The 25464-nt window shown below is 57.7% G+C and carries 27 protein-coding genes and 1 other RNA gene; 12 read left to right on the top strand and 16 right to left on the bottom strand.

What is annotated here, in order from left to right:
• Positions 1 to 26 precede the first annotated feature (26 nt).
• Together BWI95_RS07200 and ubiU are read right to left on the bottom strand one after the other, a co-directional pair.
• A complete protein-coding gene (locus tag BWI95_RS07200; protein ID WP_054802980.1) occupies positions 27 to 905 on the bottom strand; it encodes a U32 family peptidase in 879 nt (292 codons plus the stop codon).
• 7 nt (positions 906 to 912) lie between these two features.
• Positions 913 to 1908, bottom strand: a complete 996-nt coding sequence (gene ubiU / locus BWI95_RS07195; protein WP_054802981.1) for a ubiquinone anaerobic biosynthesis protein UbiU — start codon at positions 1906 to 1908, stop codon at positions 913 to 915.
• A 240-nt stretch (positions 1909 to 2148) separates the two neighbouring features.
• Here ubiU and ubiT point away from each other — a divergent pair, with 240 nt between their 5' ends.
• Together ubiT and BWI95_RS07185 are read left to right on the top strand one after the other, a co-directional pair.
• Positions 2149 to 2673, top strand: a complete 525-nt coding sequence (gene ubiT / locus BWI95_RS07190) for a ubiquinone anaerobic biosynthesis accessory factor UbiT (protein ID WP_076769246.1) — start codon at positions 2149 to 2151, stop codon at positions 2671 to 2673.
• Entirely contained in the window at positions 2667 to 3170 is a 504-nt protein-coding gene (locus BWI95_RS07185; protein WP_076769245.1) for a GNAT family N-acetyltransferase, read from the top strand. Before ubiT ends, BWI95_RS07185 begins: the two co-directional genes overlap by 7 nt.
• On the opposite strand, the gene BWI95_RS07180 is transcribed toward BWI95_RS07185, so the two are convergent.
• Complete coding sequence (locus BWI95_RS07180) at positions 3157 to 3498, bottom strand: GIY-YIG nuclease family protein (protein WP_076769244.1); 342 nt, start codon at positions 3496 to 3498, stop codon at positions 3157 to 3159. The genes BWI95_RS07185 and BWI95_RS07180 overlap by 14 nt on opposite strands.
• A gap of 14 nt (positions 3499 to 3512) precedes the next feature.
• Here BWI95_RS07180 and BWI95_RS07175 point away from each other — a divergent pair, with 14 nt between their 5' ends.
• Positions 3513 to 3950, top strand: a complete 438-nt coding sequence (locus tag BWI95_RS07175; protein WP_076769243.1) for a YhbP family protein — start codon at positions 3513 to 3515, stop codon at positions 3948 to 3950.
• On the opposite strand, the gene BWI95_RS07170 is transcribed toward BWI95_RS07175, so the two are convergent.
• The gene (locus tag BWI95_RS07170) at positions 3936 to 4454 is read right to left on the bottom strand and encodes a type 1 glutamine amidotransferase domain-containing protein (RefSeq protein WP_054802982.1); all 519 of its coding nucleotides are present in this window, start codon (positions 4452 to 4454) and stop codon (positions 3936 to 3938) included. The genes BWI95_RS07175 and BWI95_RS07170 overlap by 15 nt on opposite strands.
• A 119-nt stretch (positions 4455 to 4573) precedes the next feature.
• Here BWI95_RS07170 and BWI95_RS07165 point away from each other — a divergent pair, with 119 nt between their 5' ends.
• Together BWI95_RS07165 and BWI95_RS07160 are read left to right on the top strand one after the other, a co-directional pair.
• On the top strand, positions 4574 to 5227 hold the full coding sequence (locus tag BWI95_RS07165) for an NAD(P)H-binding protein (RefSeq protein WP_054802983.1): 654 nt from the start codon (positions 4574 to 4576) through the stop codon (positions 5225 to 5227).
• 54 nt (positions 5228 to 5281) lie between these two features.
• Positions 5282 to 6319 carry a permease gene (locus BWI95_RS07160; protein ID WP_076769242.1) on the top strand — a complete coding sequence of 346 codons (1038 nt, stop codon included), beginning with the start codon at positions 5282 to 5284 and terminating at the stop codon, positions 6317 to 6319.
• 46 nt (positions 6320 to 6365) lie between these two features.
• Here the strand turns inward: BWI95_RS07160 and dolP are convergent, their stop codons facing one another.
• From dolP to BWI95_RS07140, 4 genes are read right to left on the bottom strand one after another with little or no spacing between them, the layout of a single operon-like run.
• Positions 6366 to 6941, bottom strand: coding sequence for a division/outer membrane stress-associated lipid-binding lipoprotein (gene dolP / locus BWI95_RS07155; RefSeq protein WP_023480922.1), 576 nt, complete (start codon positions 6939 to 6941; stop codon positions 6366 to 6368).
• Positions 6942 to 6950: 9 nt separating this feature from the next.
• Positions 6951 to 7541: a DnaA initiator-associating protein DiaA gene (gene diaA / locus BWI95_RS07150; RefSeq protein ID WP_023481027.1), complete on the bottom strand. Its 591-nt coding sequence runs from the start codon at positions 7539 to 7541 to the stop codon at positions 6951 to 6953.
• Between the two features lie 22 nt (positions 7542 to 7563).
• Positions 7564 to 7959 carry a YraN family protein gene (locus BWI95_RS07145; RefSeq protein WP_054802984.1) on the bottom strand — a complete coding sequence of 132 codons (396 nt, stop codon included), beginning with the start codon at positions 7957 to 7959 and terminating at the stop codon, positions 7564 to 7566.
• On the bottom strand, positions 7917 to 10076 hold the full coding sequence (locus BWI95_RS07140; protein ID WP_076769241.1) for a penicillin-binding protein activator: 2160 nt from the start codon (positions 10074 to 10076) through the stop codon (positions 7917 to 7919). The genes BWI95_RS07145 and BWI95_RS07140 overlap by 43 nt, the downstream gene beginning before the upstream one ends.
• Before the next feature lie 62 nt (positions 10077 to 10138).
• Between BWI95_RS07140 and rsmI the strand changes: the two genes are divergently transcribed.
• Both rsmI and BWI95_RS07130 read left to right on the top strand, forming a co-directional pair.
• The gene (gene rsmI, locus BWI95_RS07135) at positions 10139 to 10999 is read left to right on the top strand and encodes a 16S rRNA (cytidine(1402)-2'-O)-methyltransferase (protein WP_023480862.1); all 861 of its coding nucleotides are present in this window, start codon (positions 10139 to 10141) and stop codon (positions 10997 to 10999) included.
• A gap of 5 nt (positions 11000 to 11004) precedes the next feature.
• Positions 11005 to 12003: a Fic family protein gene (locus BWI95_RS07130; RefSeq protein WP_076769240.1), complete on the top strand. Its 999-nt coding sequence runs from the start codon at positions 11005 to 11007 to the stop codon at positions 12001 to 12003.
• A gap of 30 nt (positions 12004 to 12033) precedes the next feature.
• Here the strand turns inward: BWI95_RS07130 and BWI95_RS07125 are convergent, their stop codons facing one another.
• The 8 genes from BWI95_RS07125 to garD all read right to left on the bottom strand — a co-directional run bounded on the left by BWI95_RS07125 (position 12034) and on the right by garD (position 20092).
• The gene (locus BWI95_RS07125; RefSeq protein ID WP_076769239.1) at positions 12034 to 12807 is read right to left on the bottom strand and encodes a DeoR/GlpR family DNA-binding transcription regulator; all 774 of its coding nucleotides are present in this window, start codon (positions 12805 to 12807) and stop codon (positions 12034 to 12036) included.
• Positions 12808 to 12917: 110 nt separating this feature from the next.
• Positions 12918 to 13961: a galactitol-1-phosphate 5-dehydrogenase gene (gene gatD, locus BWI95_RS07120; RefSeq protein ID WP_054802986.1), complete on the bottom strand. Its 1044-nt coding sequence runs from the start codon at positions 13959 to 13961 to the stop codon at positions 12918 to 12920.
• A gap of 44 nt (positions 13962 to 14005) precedes the next feature.
• Positions 14006 to 15379: a galactitol-specific PTS transporter subunit IIC gene (locus BWI95_RS07115; protein ID WP_054802987.1), complete on the bottom strand. Its 1374-nt coding sequence runs from the start codon at positions 15377 to 15379 to the stop codon at positions 14006 to 14008.
• A gap of 4 nt (positions 15380 to 15383) precedes the next feature.
• Entirely contained in the window at positions 15384 to 15668 is a 285-nt protein-coding gene (gatB, locus tag BWI95_RS07110; protein WP_023481001.1) for a PTS galactitol transporter subunit IIB, read from the bottom strand.
• A 30-nt stretch (positions 15669 to 15698) separates the two neighbouring features.
• Positions 15699 to 16163, bottom strand: coding sequence for a PTS galactitol transporter subunit IIA (gene gatA / locus BWI95_RS07105; protein ID WP_076769238.1), 465 nt, complete (start codon positions 16161 to 16163; stop codon positions 15699 to 15701).
• An 11-nt stretch (positions 16164 to 16174) separates the two neighbouring features.
• Positions 16175 to 17449, bottom strand: coding sequence for a tagatose-bisphosphate aldolase subunit GatZ (gatZ, locus tag BWI95_RS07100; protein ID WP_054802988.1), 1275 nt, complete (start codon positions 17447 to 17449; stop codon positions 16175 to 16177).
• Between the two features lie 26 nt (positions 17450 to 17475).
• Positions 17476 to 18330, bottom strand: coding sequence for a tagatose bisphosphate family class II aldolase (locus BWI95_RS07095; RefSeq protein ID WP_076769237.1), 855 nt, complete (start codon positions 18328 to 18330; stop codon positions 17476 to 17478).
• A 190-nt stretch (positions 18331 to 18520) separates the two neighbouring features.
• Complete coding sequence (gene garD, locus BWI95_RS07090) at positions 18521 to 20092, bottom strand: galactarate dehydratase (RefSeq protein ID WP_042715448.1); 1572 nt, start codon at positions 20090 to 20092, stop codon at positions 18521 to 18523.
• Between the two features lie 419 nt (positions 20093 to 20511).
• Between garD and BWI95_RS07085 the strand changes: the two genes are divergently transcribed.
• The 5 genes from BWI95_RS07085 to rnpB all read left to right on the top strand — a co-directional run bounded on the left by BWI95_RS07085 (position 20512) and on the right by rnpB (position 25222).
• Complete coding sequence (locus BWI95_RS07085) at positions 20512 to 21846, top strand: MFS transporter (RefSeq protein WP_076769236.1); 1335 nt, start codon at positions 20512 to 20514, stop codon at positions 21844 to 21846.
• 26 nt (positions 21847 to 21872) lie between these two features.
• Entirely contained in the window at positions 21873 to 22643 is a 771-nt protein-coding gene (gene garL / locus BWI95_RS07080) for a 2-dehydro-3-deoxyglucarate aldolase (RefSeq protein WP_023480795.1), read from the top strand.
• Positions 22644 to 22673: 30 nt separating this feature from the next.
• Complete coding sequence (garR, locus tag BWI95_RS07075) at positions 22674 to 23564, top strand: 2-hydroxy-3-oxopropionate reductase (RefSeq protein ID WP_054802990.1); 891 nt, start codon at positions 22674 to 22676, stop codon at positions 23562 to 23564.
• 102 nt (positions 23565 to 23666) lie between these two features.
• A complete protein-coding gene (gene garK / locus BWI95_RS07070; protein WP_076769235.1) occupies positions 23667 to 24812 on the top strand; it encodes a glycerate 2-kinase in 1146 nt (381 codons plus the stop codon).
• A 32-nt stretch (positions 24813 to 24844) separates the two neighbouring features.
• Positions 24845 to 25222, top strand: an RNA gene (gene rnpB, locus BWI95_RS07065) — RNase P RNA component class A.
• The last annotated feature ends 242 nt before the right edge of the window (positions 25223 to 25464 follow it).

Below are 25464 nucleotides of genomic sequence, written 5' to 3'. Positions count from 1 at the left end.
CGATTGCTGTTAACAAAGTGAGCCTTTTACGCCTCGAGCATCAGCCCCGGCAGCCTGCGCCAGTAACCATTGCACTCGCTGTTCGACGCGAGCGGCAGCGGCGCGCTACCGGTTTCATTCGCTTTAAACGCCTCCAGCATGGTGAAGGTTTCACTCCCCATCGGCGAGAGCCGTACCACATCGACCAGCCCCTGCATCGAGGTCAGCTCATTACCGAGGTTGTAGACATAACCGCTCATGGTCTGAATGCCGTTGAGCACGAAGACCTGCTGATCCTCCTGGGAACGCATGCTGCGCCCGGTCGGGTATTTAATGCAGCAGGTTTCGCACTCATCTTTTGCTCGATTCTCCGAGCGCGCGGTAAAGCAGCGGGCAGAGTAGGCGAGAGGCAGATGGCCGTAGCTCAACACTTCGACTTCAAACTGCTGGCGAATACCGAGCGTGTCGCACTGATCGAGCAGGTTTACCAGCCAGTCGCGGGAGAGCTCCACCGGCATGCACCAGCGCACCATCCCCTGTTTCAGCAACAAGCGCAAGGTAACGGCGTTATAGCAGTTGAGGGCATGCCCGGCGACAAATGGCAGCTTGCGCTCGGCGCACAGATTCACCACCCCGAGATCGCTCGCCTCCAGCAGAAACTCGCCGTTATCGACATAGCGCTTCAGTTCGTTGAGTTCCGATGAAGCCTGCACCAGCGCCAGCGTCGAAATCACCACCTGTTTGCCGCTGTCGGCCAGCGCTTTCGCCATCGCCAGCCAGTCGCCCACTTTGGTGGCGCGGCGTTTGCTGCACACCGCTTCGCCGAGATAGACCACATCAGCGCGGCTGTTTGCCGCCTGCTGATAAAACTCCTCAAGCGTCTCTTTTGACCAGTAGTAAAGCACCGGCCCTAATGAATATTTCATGGTTTACCTACTGCCATTTACGGTGATATGCGCCGAGGGTGGTCTGGGTGCCTTCTGACATGGCACCGAGTGTCTCCATCCACGCCGGTTGCGGCACAAAATCCTGCGGGGAGGCAATGCAGCGATCGATCGCCTGTCGCCACACCTTTGCCACCTGGCTGACATATGCCGGGCTGCGCTGGCGTCCTTCAATCTTCACCGAGGCGATATTTGCCGCAAGCAGATCCGGCAGCAGCTCAAGCGTATTGAGGCTGGTCGGCTCCTCCAGCGCGTGGTAGCGCTCGCCATCCACCCGATAGCGCCCTTTACACAGCGTCGGGTAACCGGCGTTTTCCCCCTCCTGATAGCGATCGATCAGCACATCGTTGAGGCGCGATTCCAGCCCCTGCGGCGTCTGCTGCCAGCGCACAAAGCGCGCCGGAGAGCAGGCACCAACGGTATTCGGCGACTCGCCGGTCAGGTAAGAGGAGAGGTAGCAGCGCCCTTCGGCCATGATGCACAAGCTGCCGAAGGCAAACACTTCCAGCGGCACCGGCGTCACGCGGGCAAGCTGTTTGACCTGATGAATGGAGAGTACGCGCGGCAGCACCACGCGGGCGACATCAAAGTGACGGTGATAGAAGCGGATCGCCTCTTCGTTGGTCGCCGAGGCCTGTACGGAGACGTGGCGCTCGATGTGCGGATAGCGCGCGGCGGCATACTCCAGCATTGCGATGTCGGCAAGAATCAGCGCATCGGCACCAATCTGCGCCGCCATATCCACCGCACGCTCCCAGCGCTGATAGCCATCCGGGTGCGCAAAGGTGTTGATAGCAATATGCAGCTTGCGGCGGTGCTGATGGACGAAACTGACCGCTTCCTGCAGCTTCTTCTCGGTAAAGTTGAGTCCGGCAAAATGGCGGGCGTTCGTGTCATCTTTCAGGCCGATATACACCGCATCGGCACCGTTTTCGATGGCCGCTTTCAGTGCCGGTAGGTTCCCGGCAGGGCAGAGCAACTCCATAGTCTTTCCTGCAATCAGGGGCGCAGTGGCCCGGGCGTACCCCGAAGGGTCACTGAATTGTTAATGAACTGGGATTCTAGTTAACCTGTCAGCGACAATTTTTGATTTGAGGCAGTTAAATGCGTATTGATGACGGCAATAATCGTTGCCCATTTATTCCGTAATTGTTGATGTGCGCCGTTATGCACATTGCTGATTGTGGCAAAATAGCCCGCATTATCACTTCAGGGAGTCATCGTCGTGTTGGAAAAATTGCGCTCACAGCTTGTTCATCTTGGCCCGTCACTGCTTGCTTTTCCGGTGAAGCTGACGCCGTTTGTGCTTAAACGTCAGGTACTTGAGCAAGTGCTGCGCTGGCAATTCCAACAGGCGCTGGCGGATGGTGAGCTTGAGTTTCTCGAAGGGCGCTGGTTAAGTATTCAGGTACGTGATATTGGCCTGACGTGGTATACCTCTGTTGAGGATGGGCAGATGATCGTACGTGAATCTGCCGACGCGGATGTCAGCTTTAGCGCCGATGCCAGCGATTTACTGATGATTGCCGCGCGAAAACAGGATCCGGATACGCTTTTCTTCCAGCGTCGCCTGCTTATTGAAGGGGACACGGAACTGGGGCTGTATGTTAAAAACCTGATGGACGCCATTGAGCTGGAGCAGATGCCAAAACCCCTGCGGGTGATGCTGCTACAGCTGGCGGATTTTGTTGAGGCGGGCCTGAAAGCGCCGCCTGCAACGACACAACCTTCTGTAGGTGAGCCATGCTGATTAGAGTTGAAATTCCCATTGATGCACCCGGTATTGATGCCCTGCTGCGCCGCAGTTTTAACGGCGAGGCTGAAGCGTCACTGGTGCACGATCTGCGTGAAGACGGGTTGATCACGCTGGGATGCGTTGCCACGGACGATGAAGGGCAGGTAGTGGGCTATGTGGCATTTAGCCCGGTCGCTGTCGCAGGTGAGGAGTTACAGTGGGTCGCGCTTGCGCCGCTGGCGGTAGATGAAGCCTACCGTGGTCAGGGCATCGCCCGCCAGCTCGTCTATGAAGGGCTGGATTCCCTCAACGAATTTGGCTACGCCGCTGCGGTAACGCTGGGTGATGCCGATTTCTACCAGCGTTTGGGCTTTGAGCGCGCCTCGCAGTACGATTTACGCTGCGCCTGGTCGCAAAGCGAAGCCGCATTCCTGGTACATCGCCTTGCTGACGACGCCTTCAATGGCGTCAGTGGTCTGGTGGAGTACAGCGATCACTTCAATCGCTTTTAACCGCTGACGTCAGTAGCGTTTCCCGTAGCGCCTCGAAGATGCCCTCTCCGGCAACGAGGCGCTCTTTCTGGTGCTTGGTCAACTGCTTAATGCGGTACTCAAGGCGTAGCGCCAGCGAACGCTCACCAACCTGCGCCGAAAAGACCAGTTCCAGCGCACCCTTACCGCGCAACGCTTTTGCTCCCTTTCCCGTTTGATGCTGCGTAAAACGCCGTGCAACATCGGTGGTAATACCGGTGTAGAGCAGGTTGTCGCGCGTGCGGATGAGATAGAGAAACCAGGGCGTCATGGCAATCTTCGCTGTGTTAAGGTGGGCGAAAAATAGCATGAGAAGGAGAAAAAATGGAGTCCCTTGCGGCGATTAACCGCTGGCTGGCAAAGCAGCATGTCGTGACCTGGTGCGTGGCAAAAGAGGGCGAACTCTGGTGCGCCAATGCGTTTTATATCTACGATCCGCAGGCCGTCGCCTTCTATGTGCTGAGCGAAGATAAAACGCGCCATGCGCAGATGACAGGCGTACAGTCTAAGGTTGCCGGTACGGTTAACGGGCAGCCGAAAAGCGTTGCCTTGATTCGCGGCGTACAGTTTTCCGGTGAGATAAAACGGCTGGAAGAGGCGGAAAGCGCGGTGCTGCGCGAACGCTACAACCGACGCTTTCCGATAGCCCGCGCGCTGTCAGCCCCGATGTGGGAGATTCGCCTTCGCGAAATCAAATTCACCGACAACACGCTGGGGTTTGGCAAAAAATTTCACTGGTTACGCGACTCAGGCACCGAGTAGACGCAGCGCTTCGCGGTTAAATGCCGGTAAGTCGTCAGGCGTACGGCTGGTGACCAGCTGATCTTTATCGATTACCACTTCCTGGTCGAAGAACTCCGCACCCGCGTTTTTCACATCAATCACAATCGGTTTCACCGCCGTCAGCTTGCGACCGCGAATAACATCAGCGCTGATCAGCAGCTGTGGGCCATGGCAGATGGCGAATACCGGTTTACCGGAGTTAACAAACTCGCGGGTAAAGGTGACAAAGCGATCGTCGCCGCGCAGGGAGTCAGGGGAGTGGCCGCCGGGTAACAGCAGGGCGTCAAATTCATCCGGGCTCACCTCATCAATGGCTTTATCGATCTTAACTTTTGCCTCGCCCTGTTTGCCGGTGACGGTTTTTCCGGCCTCTTTCTCAATCGTCACAACCTCATGCCCGGCCTTGCGATACGCTTCTGCCGGAGAGGTGAATTCTGAATCTTCAAACTCGTCGGTGATCAAGACCGCTATTTTCTTGCTCATACTTCCTCCGTTGTTTTGGCTTCAGAAAGGGAGTTATCCATACTGTAACTCACCAGTAACCGTAAGCCTGGTTCACGAGGCTGACATTGCAAGGCAGATTCGTCTGTAAAGGGGAAAGGATGGAACGGGTATTAATCACCGGTGCGACCGGTTTAGTGGGTGGGCATCTGCTGCGGTTGCTGATGGCGGAACCGGGCGTCGACGCCATCTTTGCGCCAACGCGTCGCCCACTGCAAAGTGCCGAAGGCGTCATTAATCCGCATGATCCGCAACTCAGCGATGCGCTGGCGCAGGTCACCGAACCGGTTGATACGGTCTTCTGCTGCCTGGGCACCACGCGGCGCGAAGCGGGCAGCAAAGAGGCGTTTGTGCTGGCCGATTACACGCTGGTGGTGGACACGGCGTTAACCGGCCAGCGGCTGGGCGCCAGACAGTTGCTGGTGGTGAGTTCAATGGGCGCTAATGCACATTCGCCCTTTTTCTATAACCGGGTGAAAGGGGAGATGGAGGCGGCGCTTATCGCGCAGCAGTGGCCATCGTTGACGCTGGCGCGCCCGTCGATGCTGCTCGGCGAACGTGAGAAAAAGCGCGCTAACGAATCATTGCTGGCACCGCTTTTCCGCCTGCTGCCGGGTAACTGGAAGTCGATTGCCGCGCAGGATGTCGCCCGCGCGCTGCTGGCCGCTGCGCGTTCTGGCGGCAATCGCGGCGTTGAGATTATCGAATCGGCCCAGTTGCGGGCGATGGCCGCTCAGAGCCCGTTTGCAAAATAGCAATTCAGGCGTACTATGCCGGGGCTAAAAACTACACTATCCCCGGGGCATGTTATGGCTGGTCAGTCTTCACCTCATGCGGCGACACCGATCCAATGGTGGAAACCCGCGCTGTTCTTTCTTGTTGTTATTGTTGGTCTCTGGTTCGTGAAATGGCAGCCTTATTACGGCAAAGCCTTCACCGCCGCCGAGACGCATAGCATTGGTAAATCGATTCTTGCCCAGGCTGATGCCAGCCCGTTTAAGGCGGCGCTGGATTACGCCATGGTCTATTTCCTCGCCGTCTGGAAAGCCGCCGTGCTTGGCGTGCTGCTCGGCTCACTGATTCAGGTGCTGATCCCGCGCGACTGGCTGCTGCGCACGCTTGGGCAGCAGCGCTTTCGCGGCACGCTGCTCGGCACGCTCTTCTCTTTACCGGGCATGATGTGCTCCTGCTGCGCGGCACCCGTCGCGGCCGGTATGCGTCGCCAGCGTGTTTCGATGGGCGGTGCGCTCGCCTTCTGGATGGGCAACCCGCTGCTTAACCCGGCCACGCTGGTGTTTATGGGCTTTGTCCTCGGCTGGCACTTCGCCGCCATTCGCCTGGTGGCAGGGTTGGTGACGGTGCTTGGTGTGGCGATGATTGTGCAGAGCGTGGTTAAAGAGAGCCCGCAGCAGGCGGAGGCCGTGGATATCACGCTGCCGGAGCCGCAGGGCAGCTTTATGGCTCGCTGGGGCCGGGCGCTGTGGCAGCTCTTCTGGAGCACCATCCCGGTCTATATTCTTGCGGTGCTGGTACTTGGCGCAGCGCGCGTCTGGCTCTTCCCCCATGCCGATGGCGCGGTGGATAACACGGTACTCTGGGTGGTGGCGATGGCGATTGCCGGCTGTCTGTTTGTCATTCCAACGGCGGCCGAGATCCCGATTGTGCAGACCATGATGCTGGCGGGGATGGGCATGGCGCCTGCGTTGGCGCTGCTGATTACGCTGCCGGCGGTAAGCCTGCCGTCGCTGGTGATGCTGCGCAAATCCTTCCCGGCAAAAGCCCTGTGGCTGACCGCCGCGCTGGTGGCGGTGTGCGGAATGTTGACCGGATTTGTCGCGCTGGTGTAACGCGTGACGTGAAAGAAAAAAGCCCGGTTGATACCGGGCTTTTTCATTATTTGAGCAGGGTAAAGGCGGTGGTGACGTGCTTGACGCCGCTGACGCGGCTGGCGATATCCGCCGCGGCCTGGCCTTCACGCGCGGTCACCAGACCCATCAGGAACACTTCGCCGTTCTCGGTGGTGACTTTCACGTTAGAGGATTTCACTTGGTCGCTGCCGAGCAGCTGCGAGCGCACTTTGGTGGTGATCCAGGTATCGGACGAGGCCGTTCCCAGACCAATCGGCTGGCCCGGACGGATCTCGTTAAAGACTTCCGTTGCGCCTTCCACGCCGATGGCAATCTGTTTCGCCCGTGAAGAGAGTTCGGTATTCGGCGCCTGGCCGGTCAACAGCACTTTCCCCTGATAGGCGGTGACGTTAACACGCGCCTCTTTCTTCAACTGCTGATCTTTAGACAGTGCGCTGTTGACGCGCAGCTCCAGGGTGCCGTCATCCACCTGGGTGCCCACGGTGCGGGGATCCGTCGCGGCTTTGGTGCCAACGGCGGCAGACCCGACCACCACTGCGCCAACGCAACCCTGTAGCAGCAGTGCGGAAATAAGGACTGCGAGGGGCGTAAATGCCTTCATGTGTACTCCTTAATCATCCTGGTGAGGAAAAAGCGTGTTATCAATCAAATCGCACAAGCAATTCACCGTCAGCATGTGCATCTCCTGGATGCGCGCGCTGCGGTGAGAAGGAATACGAATTTCCACATCCTGCGGGCCCAGCAGGCCAGCCAGCTCGCCGCCGTCATAACCGGTCAGCGCGATGATCGACATATCGCGCGTCACGGCCGCTTCCACGGCTTTTACGATATCGCGGCTGTTACCCCGGGTGGAGATCGCCAGCAAAATGTCGCCGTTATGGCCCAGGGCGCGCACCTGCTTGGCATAGATCTCGTCATGCAGACGGTCATTCGCTATCGCGGTTAAGACCACATTATCGGTATTAAGTGCAATGGCAGGTAAACTGGGGCGCTCTGTTTCAAAACGGTTGATCATGCTGGCAGCAAAATGCTGTGCGTTGGCGGCGGAGGTGCCGTTGCCACAACAGAGGATTTTGTTGCCGTTGAGCAGGGAGTGCACCATTGTCATGGCTGCGCGGGAAATCGCATCGGGCAGCGCTTCCGCAGCTGCAATTTGAGTTTGAATGCTTTCCGTAAAGCAGACTTTAATTCGTTCGAGCACGGTAATCCCTATGATTGAGCAATTATGCGTGGCCGCCAAAGGCGTTCTGTAGCCACTCAACGTCATTTCCGGTGAAGGCTACCACATCAAACCGGCAATCCACAGTATCAAAACTCCCATTGTGCCGGGCAAGCCACAAATGGGCGGTATGCAGCAGTTTGCGCTGCTTGGCGAGGGTTATGCTGCTTGCCGCGCCGCCAAAACGCGCCGAGGCGCGGTAGCGCACCTCGACGAAGACGGTGGTGCTACCGTGGCGCATAATCAGGTCGATTTCGCCGCCGCGCTCGCGCACGTTGGCGGCGATAAAACGCAATCCCTTGCTCTGCAGAAAACGGCGCGCCTCCATCTCCCAGGCATCGCCGCTCTGTTTGCGGGTTAGTTTGCCGGGACGATCTGCCCCTGCTGGTATTTGAGCCATGACAACTTCCTGTTGATCACGCAATCCTGGGTGGCGGTGAGGTCGCCGGTATTGCCGTTCAGCTCAAAGCCCGGCACCTGACGCATTTGCGAGAAGTTATTCGCCAGCGACCAGGCATCCGCGCCCATCGCGTAGAGACGCGCCAGCGAGTAGTCGTTATTCACACTGCGCAGCGCTTGCTGCATCAGGGAAGGATTCGCGCCTGCGAGCATCGGGATCTCATTGTATTGCAGCCCTTCCATCTCAAGGCGGAAGTCCGGCCCTGCGCCGCCCTGTGCGCTGCGCGAGCTGGCGTAGAGCATCACACCGCTCTGGCTGCCGGTGCGCAGGGTGATCATCGGTTTGATCAGCGCAATTTCATCCTGCGTTGCCAGAATATAGACCGCATCAACTTTGCCGCCGCCGCTAATCTGCGCATCGCTCGGCGGTGCCGGAATATTGAGGCCGCCAATGGTGACGCCCTGCTGCTGCGGCAGGCTGGCGGAGACCGGGCTGCCGGTCATTGAGATGCCGGAGCGGCCATTCAGCCCCATACGCAGCTCGGCGGTGGAACCAAACTTCTGCGCCAGCACAACGCCGCCGCCGATTTTCTGCCACTCGTCAGCAAAGGCGGTGCTGACGCGATCGCCCAGCGCGCTGCGTGGGATCAGCAGCAGCGGTGCCTGACGCCCCTGATCGTGAATATGGCGCGCCGCGTCGCGGGCTTCATCTTCCGGCGACAGGGCGAAGTAGCAGATGTTCGGGCGGTTCTCGACCTGCTCCGGCTGGTTAAGCGCCAGCACATTGAGCGTGGTATGGCTGCGCATCAACTCTTCAACATGGTTTTTCAACAGCGGGCCGACGACGATGCTTGCGCCATCCTGCTGCACCTGGTTGAGGATCTGATCCATCGGCTGCGCGCTGGTGTCATAGATTTTCAGCTCCGCGCCCGCGTTAGATTGTGCAGTAACGGCGACAGGCTGAGAGGTGGTGGTTTGTGGTGCCGTCGCCGCAGGCGTTTGCTGCGCGCTTTCAGCAGGCTGCTCGTTATTGGCGGCTGGCTGCTGTGCATTTTCCGCAGGCTGTGTTTCTTCGGCAGGGGCGCTTTGCGCCGCGCTATCCGGTGCCTGTACCGGCTGGGCAGTCGGTGCAGCAACGTTCGGCTGTGCCTCGCCACTGGTCAGGTCGGCAACATTCGCCTGCGAAGGGCTTACCACGTCAGAGGTGGCCGCTTGCGCCACCTGCTGTGGAACCGCCGGGCCGGAGACCGGCGAAGCGCCGTTTTTCGCCGCTTCAAAACCCTGCTGAATAGCGCGACCAAACACCGCCGCCTGGCCGTTTAACGGCAGCAGCAGGGCGATTTTACTGGTCGATGCCGGTTTGAAATTTTGCAGATTGGAGAGCTGAGTCGGCAGCATTTTCGCCGCCGGGTTCTGCGGGTAGCGGGTCTGCCAGTCGCTGATACCGGCTTTCAGCATTTTGGCATCGTTGCGGTTGTCGAACCACATACGCTGCAGATCGAGCCAGCCCTGTAGGGTCACTTCATCGGCGTTGATCACCAGCGTTCTCGCCTGATCCTGGGTCATCGAAGAGAGCGCCTGCCAGGTAGCATCAATATTTTTCTGCTGCTCTTCCGGCGTCGTCAGCAGCGGCTGGCGGGCGATAAGAGCGCGCAGCAGCGTCAGGGAGGGTTTACCCTGCGCGGCGGCAATGGCGATCTGCCAGTAACGCGCCTGCTGGTTCTTCTCAAGCTCAGCGGGATCGATCTTATCAAGCAGCGCCTGCGCACCAGCTACATCACGCTGCGCCAGCTTCATTTCGGCGGCGAGCAGCGCGTACTCTTTACGCTGCGTATCGTTCAGATCCTGCGGCAGCTGACCAAACAGCTCGTTGGCGTGCTGGGTTTTGCCCTCTTTGAGCAGTGCACGAATGGCGAGTAATTGCCAGTTGGTCTTGCTATCATCTGTGCTTTGCTGCATCTGATGCAGATAGTAGGCAGAATCAGCCTGCGCTGAGCCCTCCATATGCGAGGTGCTCTGGTCTGTTGACTGTGTGCCGCAGCCCGCGAACAGCAGGGCGGCCAGCACCACAGGCAGGCAGCGCGTGGCTTTCGAACGAAGAAATTTTGACGGTAGCATACTGTATCCAGTGATATTTTTTACGCAGTGCTCAATATTAAATCGGCAATACGGATGAAACAATGAAACAACACGAATCGGCGGAGAATTCTCAAGGTCAGCTTTACATTGTACCTACTCCCATCGGGAATTTGGCTGATATTACCCAACGCGCATTAACCGTGTTGCAAGACGTTGATTTGATTGCTGCTGAGGATACCCGCCACACCGGTTTACTGCTGCAACATTTCGCCATCAACGCGCGGATGTTTGCCCTTCACGACCATAACGAGCAGCAAAAAGCGCAAATGCTGGTGGCGAAGCTGAAAGAGGGGCAGAACATTGCCCTCGTCTCGGATGCGGGCACGCCGCTGATTAACGATCCCGGCTATCACCTGGTGCGTACCTGCCGCGAAGCTGGCATTCGCGTTGTGCCGCTGCCCGGCCCCTGCGCGGCGATTGCCGCCCTCAGTGCGGCAGGGTTGCCCTCCGATCGCTTCTGTTACGAAGGCTTTCTCCCGGCGAAATCTAAAGGCCGCCGCGACGCGCTTAAAGCGATTGAGGCCGAGCCGCGCACGCTGATCTTCTACGAATCGACCCATCGCCTGCTGGAGAGCCTGGAGGATATGGTTGCGGTTTGGGGCCCCTCCCGTTACGTGGTGCTGGCGCGCGAGCTGACCAAAACCTGGGAGAGCATTCAGGGCGCGCCGGTTGGCGAGCTGCTGGCATGGGTGAAAGAGGATGAGAACCGCCGCAAAGGCGAGATGGTGCTGATTGTCGAAGGCCATAAAGCGCAGGAGGACGCGCTACCCGCCGATGCGCTGCGCACGCTGGCGCTGCTGCAAGCCGAACTGCCGCTGAAAAAAGCCGCCGCGCTGGCCGCAGAGATCCACGGCGTGAAGAAAAACGCCCTCTATAAGTACGCACTGGATAACCAGGGGTAACACCGATGAGCCGCTATGTGCCTCCCTTTACCATCACCGCCGCGATCCTCAATCAGGTCGTTGAGATCGCGGAGTTGCTGGGGCTCTGGGCGGCGCAATCCGGGCGCTCTTCACCGCTGCTGCGCAAAAATAACCGTATTCGTACTATTCAGGCGTCGCTGGCGATTGAGCATAACAGCCTGACGACAGAGCAGGTTACCGCCGTGCTGGAAGGGAAGCGCGTGCTGGCACCGGCAAAAGATATTCAGGAAGTGCGCAATGCGATAAACGCCTATGAGTCCATGACTCGCTGGAAAAGCGGACGTGTTGCCGACTTGCTGGAAGCGCATCGCCTGCTTACGTTTGGTCTTGTGGATAATCCCGGCCATTTTCGGCGCGGCAATGTCGGTATCTATCGTGAAACGCAGTTAATCCATATGGCACCGCCCGCCTCACGGGTTGCGCACCTTATGGATGAGCTTCTGGAATGGCTCGCCACCACGGATTTGCATCCGTTAGTCGCCAGTTCAGTTTTCCATTACGAATTTGAATTTATTCACCCCTTTGCCGATGGTAATGGACGCATGGGCCGCTTATGGCAGACGCTTATCCTTAGCGAGTGGCGCTCCGAACTGGCCTGGCTGCCGGTAGAAACCATCATTCATTACCAGCAAGACCGCTATTACCAGGTGCTCGGAGAGTGCGATAAAGCCAGTGACTGTACGGCGTTCGTCGCCTTTATGCTCTCGGTGGTCAACGCAGCGTTGATCGAGGGGCTTAATCCGTCATTCACCTTGTCGGATAACGTGTCGGAAGAGATGTCGGAACAAATTTTATCCTTCAGCGAGGCGGAGCGCGCGGTATTAAGCCTGCTTAACAGACGGCCTGATCTCTCTGCAAAGGCGCTCGCCAGCGAACTGGCGGTAAGCGCACGCACGGTGGAGCGCTACCTGCAATCGTTACAGCAAAAGGGAAAGCTGCTACGTGTCGGTGCGAAGAAAGGGGGCTACTGGCAGGTAACGTGACAGCAGCCCGCTTGCAACGCCAGCAGGGTATTAAACCACCCGAAGTTCCTTACCCAGTTTTCGTAAAGCCGCTTTCTCTTTCTCACCAATCCCCTCGTCGGTGATCACGCAGTCGATCTTCTCCATCGGCAGCACCTGATTAAAGCCGCGGCGGTTAAATTTGCTGGCGTCCACCACTGCTACAACCATATGCGCCGCCTCTGCCATGACACTACTGATGGAGTAGCCTTCATTAAAGGTGGTGATGCCATGGGTCGGATCGATGCCATCTGCACCGACAAACATGATATCGGCGCTGATACCCTGTAGCGATCGCTCTGCAATCGTGCCGTGCATCGAATGGGTTTTATGCCGCAAGGTGCCGCCACACACTACCAGTGTGATGTCCTTGTTTTCCGACAGGGCAAACGCGGCGGGGAGGTTATTGGTAATAACGGTGATATTGCTTTTTTTCGCCAACGCTTCGGCAATCAGCATGGTGGTGCTGCCGCTGTCGAGGATAATCGTCATCCCCTCATCGATCATCGCCGCCGCTGCCTGAGCGATACGCTTCTTCGGATCGCTCGCCAGTTTGTAGCGATCTTCCAGCACCACTTCCTGATTTTCGCTGTCGAGCATATAGCTGCCCGGTTTCGCTGCGCCGCCGTGAAAGCGCGTCACCAGACCTTTCTCTTCCAGCAGCCGGAGATCGGCGCGGATAGTGACTTCTGAAATCCCAAAGCTATTCGAGAGGTCAATGACCAGCACACTTCCCTGCGCATTCACCAGATCGACGATCTTATTCCTTCGTTCAAATGAGTTCATTTTGATTTGCCTGCGAATTAACTCCCCGTAGTGTAATCGAAGGTTTGTGAAACGTGAACGTTAACTTTCGAAAGGAAATGTGAGCCAGCGCAGGTTGCTGGCTCTGTCGTTTAATCAAGGCGCAGCAGTATTTTTCCCTGCATCGGTTTGCCATTTAGCGCCTGTACCGCGCGCGCGTAGCTTTCGGGGTCACCACGATGAGCAATCAGCGGCTCGAGTGCGAGACGTTTTTCCGTGAGCAGGCGCGCCGCGGTATGCCACTCCTCCCCAGGCCAGGGGCCGGAGTAGTTCATCCAGCTGCCGATAAGCGTCAGCTCTTTACGCAAAATCAGCCCAAATACCGTAGCAGTAAGCGTGAGTTCGTCATGCAGCGTCCCTACCAGCGCCACCTGCGCACGCGGCCCGGCAATTTCGATGGCCAGCGAAACCGTTTGTGGTGTGCCAGCCGTTTCCAGCACAAGCTGATCGAAGCACTCTGCCTCCAGCCCGGCGAGTATGTCAGCCGCGCTCTGCTCGCGGCTGTTAAAGGTGCGGGTGGCACCAAGCGCAGAAGCCAGCGCTAATTTGTCAGGGTTGATATCAATGGCGGTGACGCTTTTCGCCCCTAAGACTCGTGCACACTGCATTGCCAGCAGCCCGATAGTGCCAGCCCCGACGATCACCACGTTTTTATCTTTACAGCCAGCGGCGAGGTGAAACGCGTGCAGGCCAACAGTTATCGGTTCAATAAACGCCCCATCTTCAATGGGCAGATCCGCAGGTAAGCGAACCAGGTTGGGTCGCTTAACGACAATGTATTCGGCATTGCCGCCGTCGCAGCGCGAGCCGATAAACTGATAGCGTTTGCACAGCGAGTAGTACTCCCGGCTGCAGGCAGGGCAGTCAAAGCAGGGCAGCAACGGCACGCAGGCTACGGCGTCGCCCGCGTGCAGATCGGTGACCGCCGGGCCACAGGCTTCGACATAACCGCTGAACTCATGTCCAAGGGTAATGGGGTAGAAATGCGCGCCGTTAGCGAAGATGCGCGGAATATCTGAGCCGCACAGGCCGGAGCTGACTACTCTCACCTTCACTTCATCCTCATGCTGCAACTGGGGTTCGGGGCGATCTTCAACGCAGACGTTGCCCTCAGCATGAATAACCACTGATTTCATAACACTCTCCAGGATGTAACAGGGGAGCGAACGCTCCCCAACGATCACGATGCGGGCTGGCTTTCCGGCGTGGCTGCCGCTTTCTCTGCCGCTTTAAAATGGCGCGCTCTACGCCAGGTAAGCAGGACACCGGTCAGGTAAATCGCGGCGATAACCACGAAACCGAGCAGATTTTGCCAGGTAAAGAGTTGAATGAGCAGCCAGGTGACCGGGGAACCGCCCTGGTCCATCGAGGCCACCATCCCGCCCGCTTTTAGCGCGCCCGCGTTGGCGGCCAGCTGCGTATGCAGGCCGATGGTTTGCGTGGCGATCCACAGGGTCATGCTCATAATAATGACCCCGGAGATCAGCGTGCGGAACAGGTTGCCCTGATGCACCGCAACAGCCATCGCCACAAAGAAACCAATGGTCGCCAGGTCACCGAATGGCAGCACCTGGTTACCCGGCACCAGCACCGCAATCAGAATGCTCAGGGGGATAAAGATCAGGCTGGCGGAGACCACCGAGGTATGGCCCAGCAGCAGCGCCGGATCGAGGCCGATCAAGAACTCCTGGGTGCCGAACTTCGCCTGCAGACGTTTACGCGCCTGTTTCGCGATTGGCGTCAGGCCATCCATAATCGGTTTGATCACCCGCGGCATTAGCAGCATAACGGCCGCGGTTTTCACCGCCAGTTGCAGTACGCCTTTCAGGTCATAACCGGCCAGCAGCCCAATCACAATCCCCATCACAAAACCGACGGTGACCGGTTCGCCGAATGGCCCGAAGCGCTTCTGAATATCATCGGCGCTGAAATGAATACGCCTGAGGCCCGGGATTTTATCAATCAGGGTGTCCACCAGCACGGCAACCGGCCCCAGCCAGGCAGAGGTGCCATGGGGAATGGCGATGCCTTCGAGGCCAAAGAAGTCCCGCGTATCTTTGGCAAACCAGTCGCCCAGTTTATAGACGAACGCTGCGTGCGCCGCCACGCCAAGGATGCCAATCCAGTAAGAGCCGGTGGCGAGATGCAGCATCGCGCCGGTAAAGGTCATGTGCCAGATATTCCAGATATCCACGTTGACCACGCGCGTCATGCGCGTTACCAGCATGATGATATTCACGGCGATAGCGACAGGGATGGCAACCAGCGCAATTTGCGATGCCCATGTCATCGGTGACGATCCCGGCCAGCCAACATCAATGACCTGAAGGTTGATCTGGAAATGCTCCGCCATGGCTTTAGCCGCCGGGCCGATTGAGTCGAGCATCAGACCGATCACCAGGCCAATGCCGACAAAGCCGATGCCAATATGCAGACCGGATTTAAAGCAGTCGCCGAGTTTCATTCCCAGCAGCTTCGAGAAAATAATGATCACCACCGGCAGCATCACGGTAGGACCTAAGTCGAGGATATAACGCATTATTTCGCTAAACATAGCGTTACCCCACGAGAATGGTCAGGATTTTTTGCTGTAGCGCCTCAATGCCCACTCCAGAAACGAAGGGCATACCGTGCACAACAGGAATATCGCCGAAGGCGCGATCCACTTTTGCGGTGGTGCAGATGAGATCCGCGCCGTCCATATAGGTTTCGATCTCATTTACCCGACACTGCACAAGATCGAGTTCGATGTGGTGCGTATCGCACAGCTCTTTGATCTCTTCTGCCGCCATCGTGGAGGTGGCGACCGCACCGCCGCAGGCGACAATCACTTTACGTTTCATAGGGTACTCCTTTTTATTATCAGTATGTTATTAAGCCTGTCCGCACGTTTCAGGCTCCAGGATCGTCTCCCGAAAACATCTCGCCAGATCGTCATCCGCGGCGTTCAGCAGCGCGTCCAGCGTGTTCGGGTTTTGTAGCTCACTAAACAGTTTTCTCAGTAGCGTCAGCTGCGCCGCCGGGTTTTCAACAATCAGGGCAATAATTAGCGATGCGGCAACGTCGCCATCATCATCAGCCTGTTGAAAAACAATAGGTTTGCGCGGACGAATCAGATAGAGCGCCGGGGAGAGGGCGTGGCTCGCCTCGCAGTGGGGAATGGCGATCCCATGACGCTCCAGGGCGATGCCGGTTGGGTAGTTTTCCTCGCGCGCCAGCAGCGCGGCGGGGTAGCTTTCATGGACGACGCCTTTTGCCAGCATCTCCTCGCCAATGTGTGCCAGCAGTTGCTGGCGCGAGGCAAAATCCACTCCGGTTCGGACAAACAGTTGGCTCATACACACTCCGCTTAACAGGCAGTTTCAGGGGCGCATCCGTAGCGATAGGCACGCAATACGTCCTGTATTTTGTCAATAATCAGGCTGCGTGGCGTTGTGACTATCTCGTTTAGCGACGCGCGTTCCAGTTGTAGAGGCATAAACTGGCTAATCAGCCCCAGCGGCAGCCTGACGGTGTCGAGATTCGCGAGCAGTTTTTCCACCGCCTGGCGGATGCGCGGGTGGGGCCAGTAGTAGCGGATGCGGTCAGAGAGACTGAAGTGGATATCGACCATCGCCTGGCTCCAGGTGGGGTGGTAATACTTCTTCCAGTAGTCCGGCTCGTTGAGCATCACTTCGTCAATCACCTCCAGCACCCGGCTACGACTCTCTGGAGCAATCAGCTCGTTTTCCATCTGCGCGAGGGCGAAAATCGCTTCGCGCAGGGCAAAGGTCAGCGCCGGGCCAACTTTCAGGATGGCGAAATGATCGCGTACCAGCGCGCGATAGGCGTGGCGGGACTGGTAATCCGTCGAGTGGGCCTCATAGACCATTGACGTCTGACGGATCCAGCCGGAAAGCGCTTCGGCCGCCTGAGGCTGATAATGAATCACCTGCGTATGATCGAACTCCACGCCGGGCTGAACCACGATGGCGATAACCCGCTTCATCGCTGCTTCCAGCCCCAGCGCCTTGAAGGCGACACGGTGAGTTTCCAGCGTGCGCGCGGCATCTTCCACATGGGTAACGTGCACCGCGCTGATGCTGCTGGCCTCGCCGCCCGGCACCGGTACTTCCGTGCCGATGACATAGGTCAGCGCCTTTTTCTGCGCCTCGCTTGCCGTCTGCTCCGCAGCCAGACACAGGCGAGCGGCGCGCTCTGCCACCACCTGCGGATCCAGCGGAACGGGATCGTCCGCGCAGGACATTGAGGCATCAAGGTGGATCTTGCTAAAACCAGCGGCAACGTAAGCTTCGATCAGCGCGATCGCTTTCTCCATCGCCGCGTCGGCATGTTCGTTCTGCCAGCAGTTAGGCCCGAGATGATCGCCACCGAGGATCAGCCGCTCCAGCGGGAAGCCGACCTCGCGGGCGATGGCATAGACAAAGTCGCGGAAATCGGCAGGCTGCATGCCGGTATAGCCGCCAAACTGGTTAACCTGGTTGGATGTCGCTTCGATCAGCACGCTGTTATTCGTATGCAAATCGAAGCGCAGCGCGGCTTCAATCACCAACGGATGGGCCGAGCAGACGGAACAGATACCAAGGTGTTCTCCCGCTTTATGGCGGGCAATAATCTCTTTCACGTGATTCTCCGGTTAAATGGGTGGGCTTACAGCTTCCCTTCACAGCCGCAATCGTGGATGACTTTACGTACCACCTCTTTCATGGCGGCTTTGGCCGGAACCATGTAGTGGCGCGGATCGCTGGCATTCGGGTGCAAGAGCAGGTACGCCTTAAGCGCGTCGGAAAAGGCGATTTTGAGTTCGGTGGCGACGTTGACCTTGCAGATGCCAAGGCCGATAGCGCGGCGAATATCGGCCGCAGGCAGGCCGGAAGCGCCGTGTAACACCAGCGGAACCTCGACGGCCTGGCGAATCTCCGCCAGCCGATCGAAGTCGAGCTTTGGCTCTTCACTGTAGAGGCCGTGCGCGGTGCCGATCGCCACCGCAAGCGAGTCGATACCCGTCTTTTCGATAAAGTCCTGCGCCTGCTGCGGATTGGTAAAGCGTGTGTCTTTGGCGTCGACGATCAGATCGTCCTCCTGGCCGCCAAGACGCCCCAGCTCTGCCTCAACGCTGACGTCATAGCGATGGCAGAAGTCGGTAACGGCTTTTACCACTGCAACATTTTCCGCGTAAGGGAGATGCGAACCGTCGATCATCACCGAGCGCACGCCGGCGTGTACTTTGCGCTCAATATCGGCAAGCTCTTCATGGTGATCGAGGTGGATCGCCAGCGGTTGGTTGTAGGTTTTTGCCAGATCGGCGGCGATGGCAACAATATTGCCGATCCCGGCGTAGCTAAAGGTCCCTGGTGTACCCGCTACAATCAGCGGTGAGCGCAACTCGGCGGCAGTCTCAACGACAACCTGAAGCGTTTCGAGGTTATGGATATTAAAAGCAGGCACCGCGTAGCCTTCGCGCTGCGCCTTACTGAGCATGGTTTTGGTGGAAATGATAAACATCCTGCCTCCGAACCCTTTCGTTTATTTTCCTCGAAAGAAGATATAGTCTTTCGGAACGCTTTTTTGTGATTTGAATCGTAAAAGCGAAACTTTCGAAAGGGATGGAAAGAGAATGAAAGGGAGATGGGCAAAAAAAAAAGCATGGCCGGAGCCATGCTAAGGGTGAGGTTTATACATCTTCTTGCGGGGATCAGGTCACCGGCGCCGGGTTAAACACTGCCAGCTGGTTATGCAATCCCCATTGATCGGAAAAGGTTTTTTTACGCCCGCTGGCGACATCGAGAATAAAGTGGAACAGCTTCCAGCCCACCTCTTCAATGCTCTCTTCGCCGGTGGCAATGGTGCCCGCATTAATATCCATTAAGTCATACCAGCGGTTTGCCAGCTCGGTACGGGTCGCCATTTTGATCACCGGTACCGCCATCAGCCCATAGGGGGTGCCGCGACCGGTGGTAAAGACCTGCACGGTAATGCCGGAGGCGACCTGCTGGGTGCCGCACACGAAATCACTGGCCGGCGTGGCGGCGTAGATCAGGCCGCGTTTAGTCGGGCGCTGGCCGGGGGAGAGCACCTCGGAGATGGCGCTCTTGCCTGATTTGGCAATCGAGCCCAGCGCTTTTTCCACCACGTTAGCCAGCCCGCCCTTTTTGTTTCCGGGCGACGGGTTGGCGCTGCGGTCGGTTTTGCCAAGGTCGAGGTAGTTATCGTACCAGGCCATCTCTTCCAGCAGGCGTTTGCCCACCTCTTCGTTGATAGCGCGGGGGGTGAGCAGGTGGATCGCGTCGCGCACCTCCGTCACTTCCGAGAACATCACCGTGCCGCCGCAGCGGATTAGCAGATCGGAAGCAAAGCCCACCGCCGGGTTAGCGGTCACGCCGGAGAAGGCGTCGCTGCCGCCGCACTGCATGCCAACCACCAGTTCAGACGCCGGGCAGGTTTCGCGTTTGCGCTGGTTGAGTTTGATCAGATGCCGCTCGGCGACCTGCAGAATATCATCCACCATCGAGCGGAAGCCCACATGGTGCTCATCCTGCAAACGTACAATGCTGGCGCCGTCAGCCGGGATTGCCTGCACATCATCCGTCCCCTGTAGCAGCCGTTCCGGCTGCAATTTTTCACAGCCGAGGCCAATCACCATCACTTCACCGCCGAAGTTCGGGTTGAGGGAGATGTTGTGAATAGTGCGAATTGGGATCACCGCCGCCGGGGCGTTAATCGCCACGCCGCAGCCGTAAAGGTGATTAAGGCCAACCACGCCGTCGACATTCGGGTATTTCGGCAGCAGATCGCGCTCGATCAGCTTCACCACATAATCCACCACCCCGGCCACGCAGTGCACGCTGGTGGTTAAGCCGAGCAGGTTTTTCGTGCCGACGCTGCCATCCGCATTGCGGTAGCCTTCGAAGGTATACCCCTCCAGTGGCGGCAAAGGTTCGGGTACTTTGGTCGCCAGCGGCAGGGTGTTGAGCGGAGGGGCCGTCGGCAGCTCAACGAGGGATTCATCGATCCAGCTGCCGCGCGGGATCGGGCGCACGGCGTAGCCGATCACTTCGCCATAGCGCACGATCTCGCCGTGATGAGGAATATCGACCAGCGCGACTTTATGCCCCTGCGGAATATGCTCAATCAACTCCAGACCATCCGGGAAACGGGTGCCGGCTTTTAAGCCGTTGTCGTTAACGATAATCGCGACATTATCGGTGTCGTGAACCTTAATATAAAATGCGCCAGGCACTTGCTCTCTTATTTCAATGTCGGACATTATTAATTTATCTCCCGCTCACTGTACGCTGCATCACTCACAATAGAGAAACCCGTTCTTTACTCTGGAATTAATATCAGCAAGAAAATTCTTGTTTTCTGGAAATAAGAATGTCAGGTGTTCAATCATTAAAATGTGACACATATCACTTATTAACGCCGGGCCGCACCCTGCGCGGCGGCATAATGCAAGAAGTGTGCATCAGCGCCCAGCTTTATGGGCATATGCTCAAAATATTCTTTTGGAATAGTTAAAAAATTGAGCAAGATTACAATGTGTGCTCTCCCGGCGCTGCTTATACTGAGGGCTAATTAAATCTCTGTATCTGTTATCTGAATTAACTCTACGTCGTTAAATACCATCAGATAAACCACCCAAATAAATATATTTAAAAGTTAGCGGTGTCCGAGGAAATTAAAATGGCTATTGAACAAACCGTCGAAGCAAAACGGGCGATTCCTACCCGTTATTTAATTTTGCTGATTATATTTATTGTCACCGCAGTCAACTACGCTGACCGTGCCACACTCTCTATTGCCGGAACCGATGTCACTAAAGAGCTACAACTCGATTCCGTCTCGATGGGTTACATCTTCTCCGCCTTCGGCTGGGCCTACCTGCTGATGCAGATCCCCGGCGGCTGGCTGCTCGACCGCTTCGGCTCCAAACGCGTCTACACCTACAGCCTCTTTTTCTGGTCGCTCTTCACTTTCTTGCAGGGTTTTGTCGATGTATTCCCCCTCGCCTGGGCCGGGGTGTCGATGTTTATCATGCGCTTTATGCTCGGTTTTTCTGAAGCGCCCTCCTTCCCGGCAAATGCGCGCATCGTTGCGGCATGGTTTCCGGCGAAGGAGCGCGGCACCGCCTCGGCACTCTTCAACTCGGCGCAATACTTCTCGCTGGCACTCTTCTCGCCGCTGCTCGGCTGGCTGACCTACGCCTGGGGCTGGGAGCACGTCTTTACCGTCATGGGCGGGATCGGTTTTGTGTTGACCTTCGCGTGGGTGAAATTTGTGCATAACCCAACCGACCATCCGCGTATGACCCGCGAAGAGCTGGAGTACATTGCGGCGAACGGCGCGGTGGTTGATATGGACCACAAAAAAGCGGGCGACGACAAGAAAGCCGGGCCGAAGCTCGATTACATCAAGCAGTTGCTGAGCAACCGTATGATGCTGGGCATCTTCTTTGGTCAGTACTTCCTCAACACTATTACCTGGTTCTTCCTCACCTGGTTTCCCATCTACCTGGTGCAGGAGAAGGGAATGTCGATCCTCAAAGTGGGCTTTGTGGCCTCCATCCCGGCGTTGTGCGGCTTTGTCGGCGGCGTGCTGGGCGGGCTCTTCTCCGATTACCTGATTAAACGTGGCTCATCCCTGACCGTGGCGCGTAAAGTGCCAATCGTGATGGGGATGCTGCTGGCCTCCAGCATTATCCTCTGTAACTACACCGACAATACCGCGCTGGTGGTCGCGCTGATGGCGCTGGCCTTCTTCGGCAAAGGTTTTGGTGCGCTCGGCTGGCCGGTGATTTCCGACGTTGCGCCAAAAGAGATTGTCGGCCTGTGCGGCGGCGTGTTTAACGTCTTTGGTAATGTGGCCTCTATCGCGACGCCGCTGGTTATCGGCTACATGGTAAAAGAGTTGCACTCCTTCAACGGTGCGCTGGTGTTCGTCGGCTGTTCAGCCCTGATGATGATGGTCTGTTACCTGTTTGTCGTCGGCGACATCAAACGTATGGAACTGAAGAAATAAGCACCAACACATTTAAGGTACAAAAGATGACTAACGATATCTTCCCTAACAAATTCAAGGCCGCGCTGGCCGCGCAGCAGGTTCAGATTGGCTGCTGGTCTGCGCTGGGTAGCCATATCAGCACTGAAGTGCTCGGGCTGGCGGGTTTCGACTGGCTGTTGCTCGACGGCGAACACGCGCCCAATGACGTGCTCACTTTTGTACCGCAGCTGATGGCGCTCAAAGGCAGCGTCAGCGCGCCGGTTGTGCGCGTGCCGACTAACGATGCGGTGATCATTAAGCGCCTGCTCGATATCGGTTTCTATAACTTCCTGATTCCCTTCGTCGAGAGTGAAGAGGATGCGTTGCTGGCCGTAGCGGCGACCCGCTATCCGCCGGAAGGCATTCGCGGCGTCTCCGTATCGCACCGCGCCAATATGTTCGGCACCGTGCCGGACTACTTTCGCCAGTCCAACGCCAATATCTCGATTCTGGTGCAGATAGAGAGCCAGGCGGGCGTCGATAACCTTGACGCGATCCTCTCGACCGACGGCGTGGACGGCGTGTTTGTCGGGCCAAGTGACCTGGCGGCGACGCTCGGTTACCTCGGCAACGCTGCGCACCCGGAAGTGCAGCGCACCATTCAACATATTTTCGCCCGCGCGAAGGCGCACAACAAGCCGAGCGGCATTCTGGCGCCGGTTGAGGCAGACGCGCGTCGTTACCTGGAGTGGGGCGCGACCGTGGTTGCCGTCGGCAGCGATCTGGGCGTATTCCGTGCGGCGACGCAGAGACTCGCCGACGCCTTTAAAAAATAACCTCACCACCTGAAAGAGAGAGACGCAATTATGACGATTAAAGTCGGTTTCATTGGCCTCGGCATCATGGGTAAACCCATGAGTAAAAACCTCATCAAAGCTGGTTACTCACTGGTGGTCGTCGACCGCAACAGTGACGCGGTGGGCGAGCTTGTTGCCGCCGGAGCAGAAACCGCGAGCAATGCCAAAGCCATCGCCGAGCAGTGTGATGTCATCATCACCATGCTGCCGAACTCGCCGCATGTCAAAGAGGTGGCGCTGGGTGAAGGCGGCATTATTGAAGGGGCGAGAGCGGGCACGGTGCTGATCGACATGAGCTCCATTGCGCCGTTGGCAAGCCGTGAAATCAGCGAAGCGCTGAAAGCGAAAGGCGTGGAGATGCTGGATGCGCCGGTCAGTGGCGGCGAACCGAAAGCGATCGACGGCACGCTCTCCGTGATGGTTGGCGGCGATAAAGCGGTGTTTGATAAGCACTACGACCTGATGAAAGCGATGGCGGGATCGGTGGTGCATACCGGTGATATTGGCGCGGGGAACGTCACCAAACTGGCAAACCAGGTGATTGTGGCGCTTAACATTGCCGCGATGTCGGAAGCCTTAACCCTGGCGACCAAAGCGGGCGTTAACCCGGATCTGGTCTTCCAGGCGATCCGCGGCGGCCTTGCGGGCAGCACGGTGCTGGAGGCGAAAGCGCCGATGGTGATGGATCGCAACTTTAAACCGGGTTTTCGGATCGATCTGCATATCAAAGATCTGGCAAATGCGCTGGATACCTCCCACGGCGTGGGCGCGCAGCTGCCGCTGACCGCCGCGGTGATGGAGATGATGCAGGCGCTGCGTGCAGACGGTATGGGCACCTCCGATCACAGCGCGCTGGCGTGCTACTACGAGAAACTGGCGAAAGTCGAAGTCACTCGTTAATCAGAAAGGGCGCAGACGCGCCCTTGCTTCTCTTGATATCCACTTCTGCAGGCTTCCTTTCGCGTGCAGGGTGATGTGCGCGGCTTGACCAGGCTCACCACTATGAAAATCGTAATCGCCCCAGACTCTTATAAAGAAAGCCTCTCTGCGACGCAGGTCGCGCAGGCAATAGAAAAAGGATTTCGGGAGATCTTTCCCGATGCGCACTATGTCTCTGTTCCTGTCGCGGATGGCGGTGAAGGTACCGTTGAAGCCATGATCGCCGCCACGCAGGGCGCGATGCATACCGCCCGCGTGACCGGCCCGCTGGGCGAGCCGGTTGAGGCCTGCTGGGGAAGCTCGGGCGATGGCGCGACCGCTTTTATTGAGATGGCGGCGGCAAGCGGGCTGGCACTGGTCGCGCCTCAATTACGTAATCCGTTAATTACCACGTCGCGCGGCACCGGGGAGCTTATTTTGCAGGCGCTAAATAAGGGGGCGAGCAACATTATCATCGGCATTGGCGGCAGCGCGACCAATGACGGCGGGGCCGGTATGGTGCAGGCGCTGGGCGCGCGTCTTATGGATGCTAACGGCAAAGAGATTGGTCACGGCGGCGGTAGCCTGATCGGCCTCAATCATATTGATCTCTCTGGCCTCGATCCGCGCTTGCAGGAGTGTACGATCCGCGTGGCCTGCGATGTGACCAACCCGCTCACCGGCGAGAGCGGCGCATCGCGTATATTCGGCCCGCAAAAGGGGGCGACAGAAGCGATGATCGTCGAACTGGATCGCAGCCTGGATCACTTTGCCGAGGTGATCAAAAAAGATCTGCATATCGATGTGAAGCGTGTTCCGGGATCGGGCGCGGCAGGCGGCATGGGGGCGGCGCTGATGGCGTTTCTCGGTGCGGAACTGCGCAGTGGCATTGAAATTGTTACCCAGGCGCTCAATCTGGAGGAGCATATCCACGACTGCACGCTGGTAGTGACGGGCGAAGGGCGCATCGACAGCCAGAGCATTCACGGCAAAGTGCCGGTGGGCGTGGCGCAAGTAGCGAAAAAATACCATAAGCCGGTGATTGGTATCGCCGGCAGTTTGACCAGCGATGTCGGCGTGGTGCATCAGTACGGTATCGACGCGGTGTTCAGTGTGTTGACCACGATTGGCACGCTGGAGGAGGCGTTTCGCGGCGCGTTTGACAACATTTACCGTGCCTCGCGAAATATCGCGGCGACGCTGGCGGTGGGAATGTCGACGGAAGGGTGACACGCGGGCGCAAACCCTCTATACTGCGCGCCGAAGCTGACCAGACAGTCGCCGCTTCGTCGTCGTCCTCTTCGGGGAGACGGGCGGAGGGGAGGAAAGTCCGGGCTCCATAGGGCAGGGTGCCAGGTAACGCCTGGGAGGCGCAAGCCTACGACCAGTGCAACAGAGAGCAAACCGCCGATGGCCCGCGCAAGCGGGATCAGGTAAGGGTGAAAGGGTGCGGTAAGAGCGCACCGCGCGTCTGGCAACAGTTCGCGGCACGGTAAACTCCACCCGGAGCAAGGCCAAATAGGGGTTCACAAGGTACGGCCCGTACTGAACCCGGGTAGGCTGCTTGAGCCAGTGAGCGATTGCTGGCCTAGATGAATGACTGTCCACGACAGAACCCGGCTTATCGGTCAGTTTCACCTCTTAAAAAACCCCGCCTCGGCGGGGTTTTTGCTTTTCCTGGCCAACAACGACAACTGATCCCGGTATTTGCGTAGGCCGCATAAAGCGCGAGCCGCCATCCGGCAATGGATGCAGATGCCTGATGGCGCTGCGCTTATCAGGCCTACAACGACCACCAGCTCCGGCACTCCCGTAGGCCGGATAAGGCGAGAGCCGCCATCCGGCAATGGGTGCAGATGCCTGATGGCGCTGCGCTTATCAG

The sequence above is a fragment of the Kosakonia cowanii JCM 10956 = DSM 18146 genome (genome assembly GCF_001975225.1).
Classification (GTDB): domain Bacteria; phylum Pseudomonadota; class Gammaproteobacteria; order Enterobacterales; family Enterobacteriaceae; genus Kosakonia; species Kosakonia cowanii.
The sequence above is the reverse complement of the archived record's forward strand: the minus strand, read 5'-3'. Positions and strand labels throughout refer to the sequence as shown.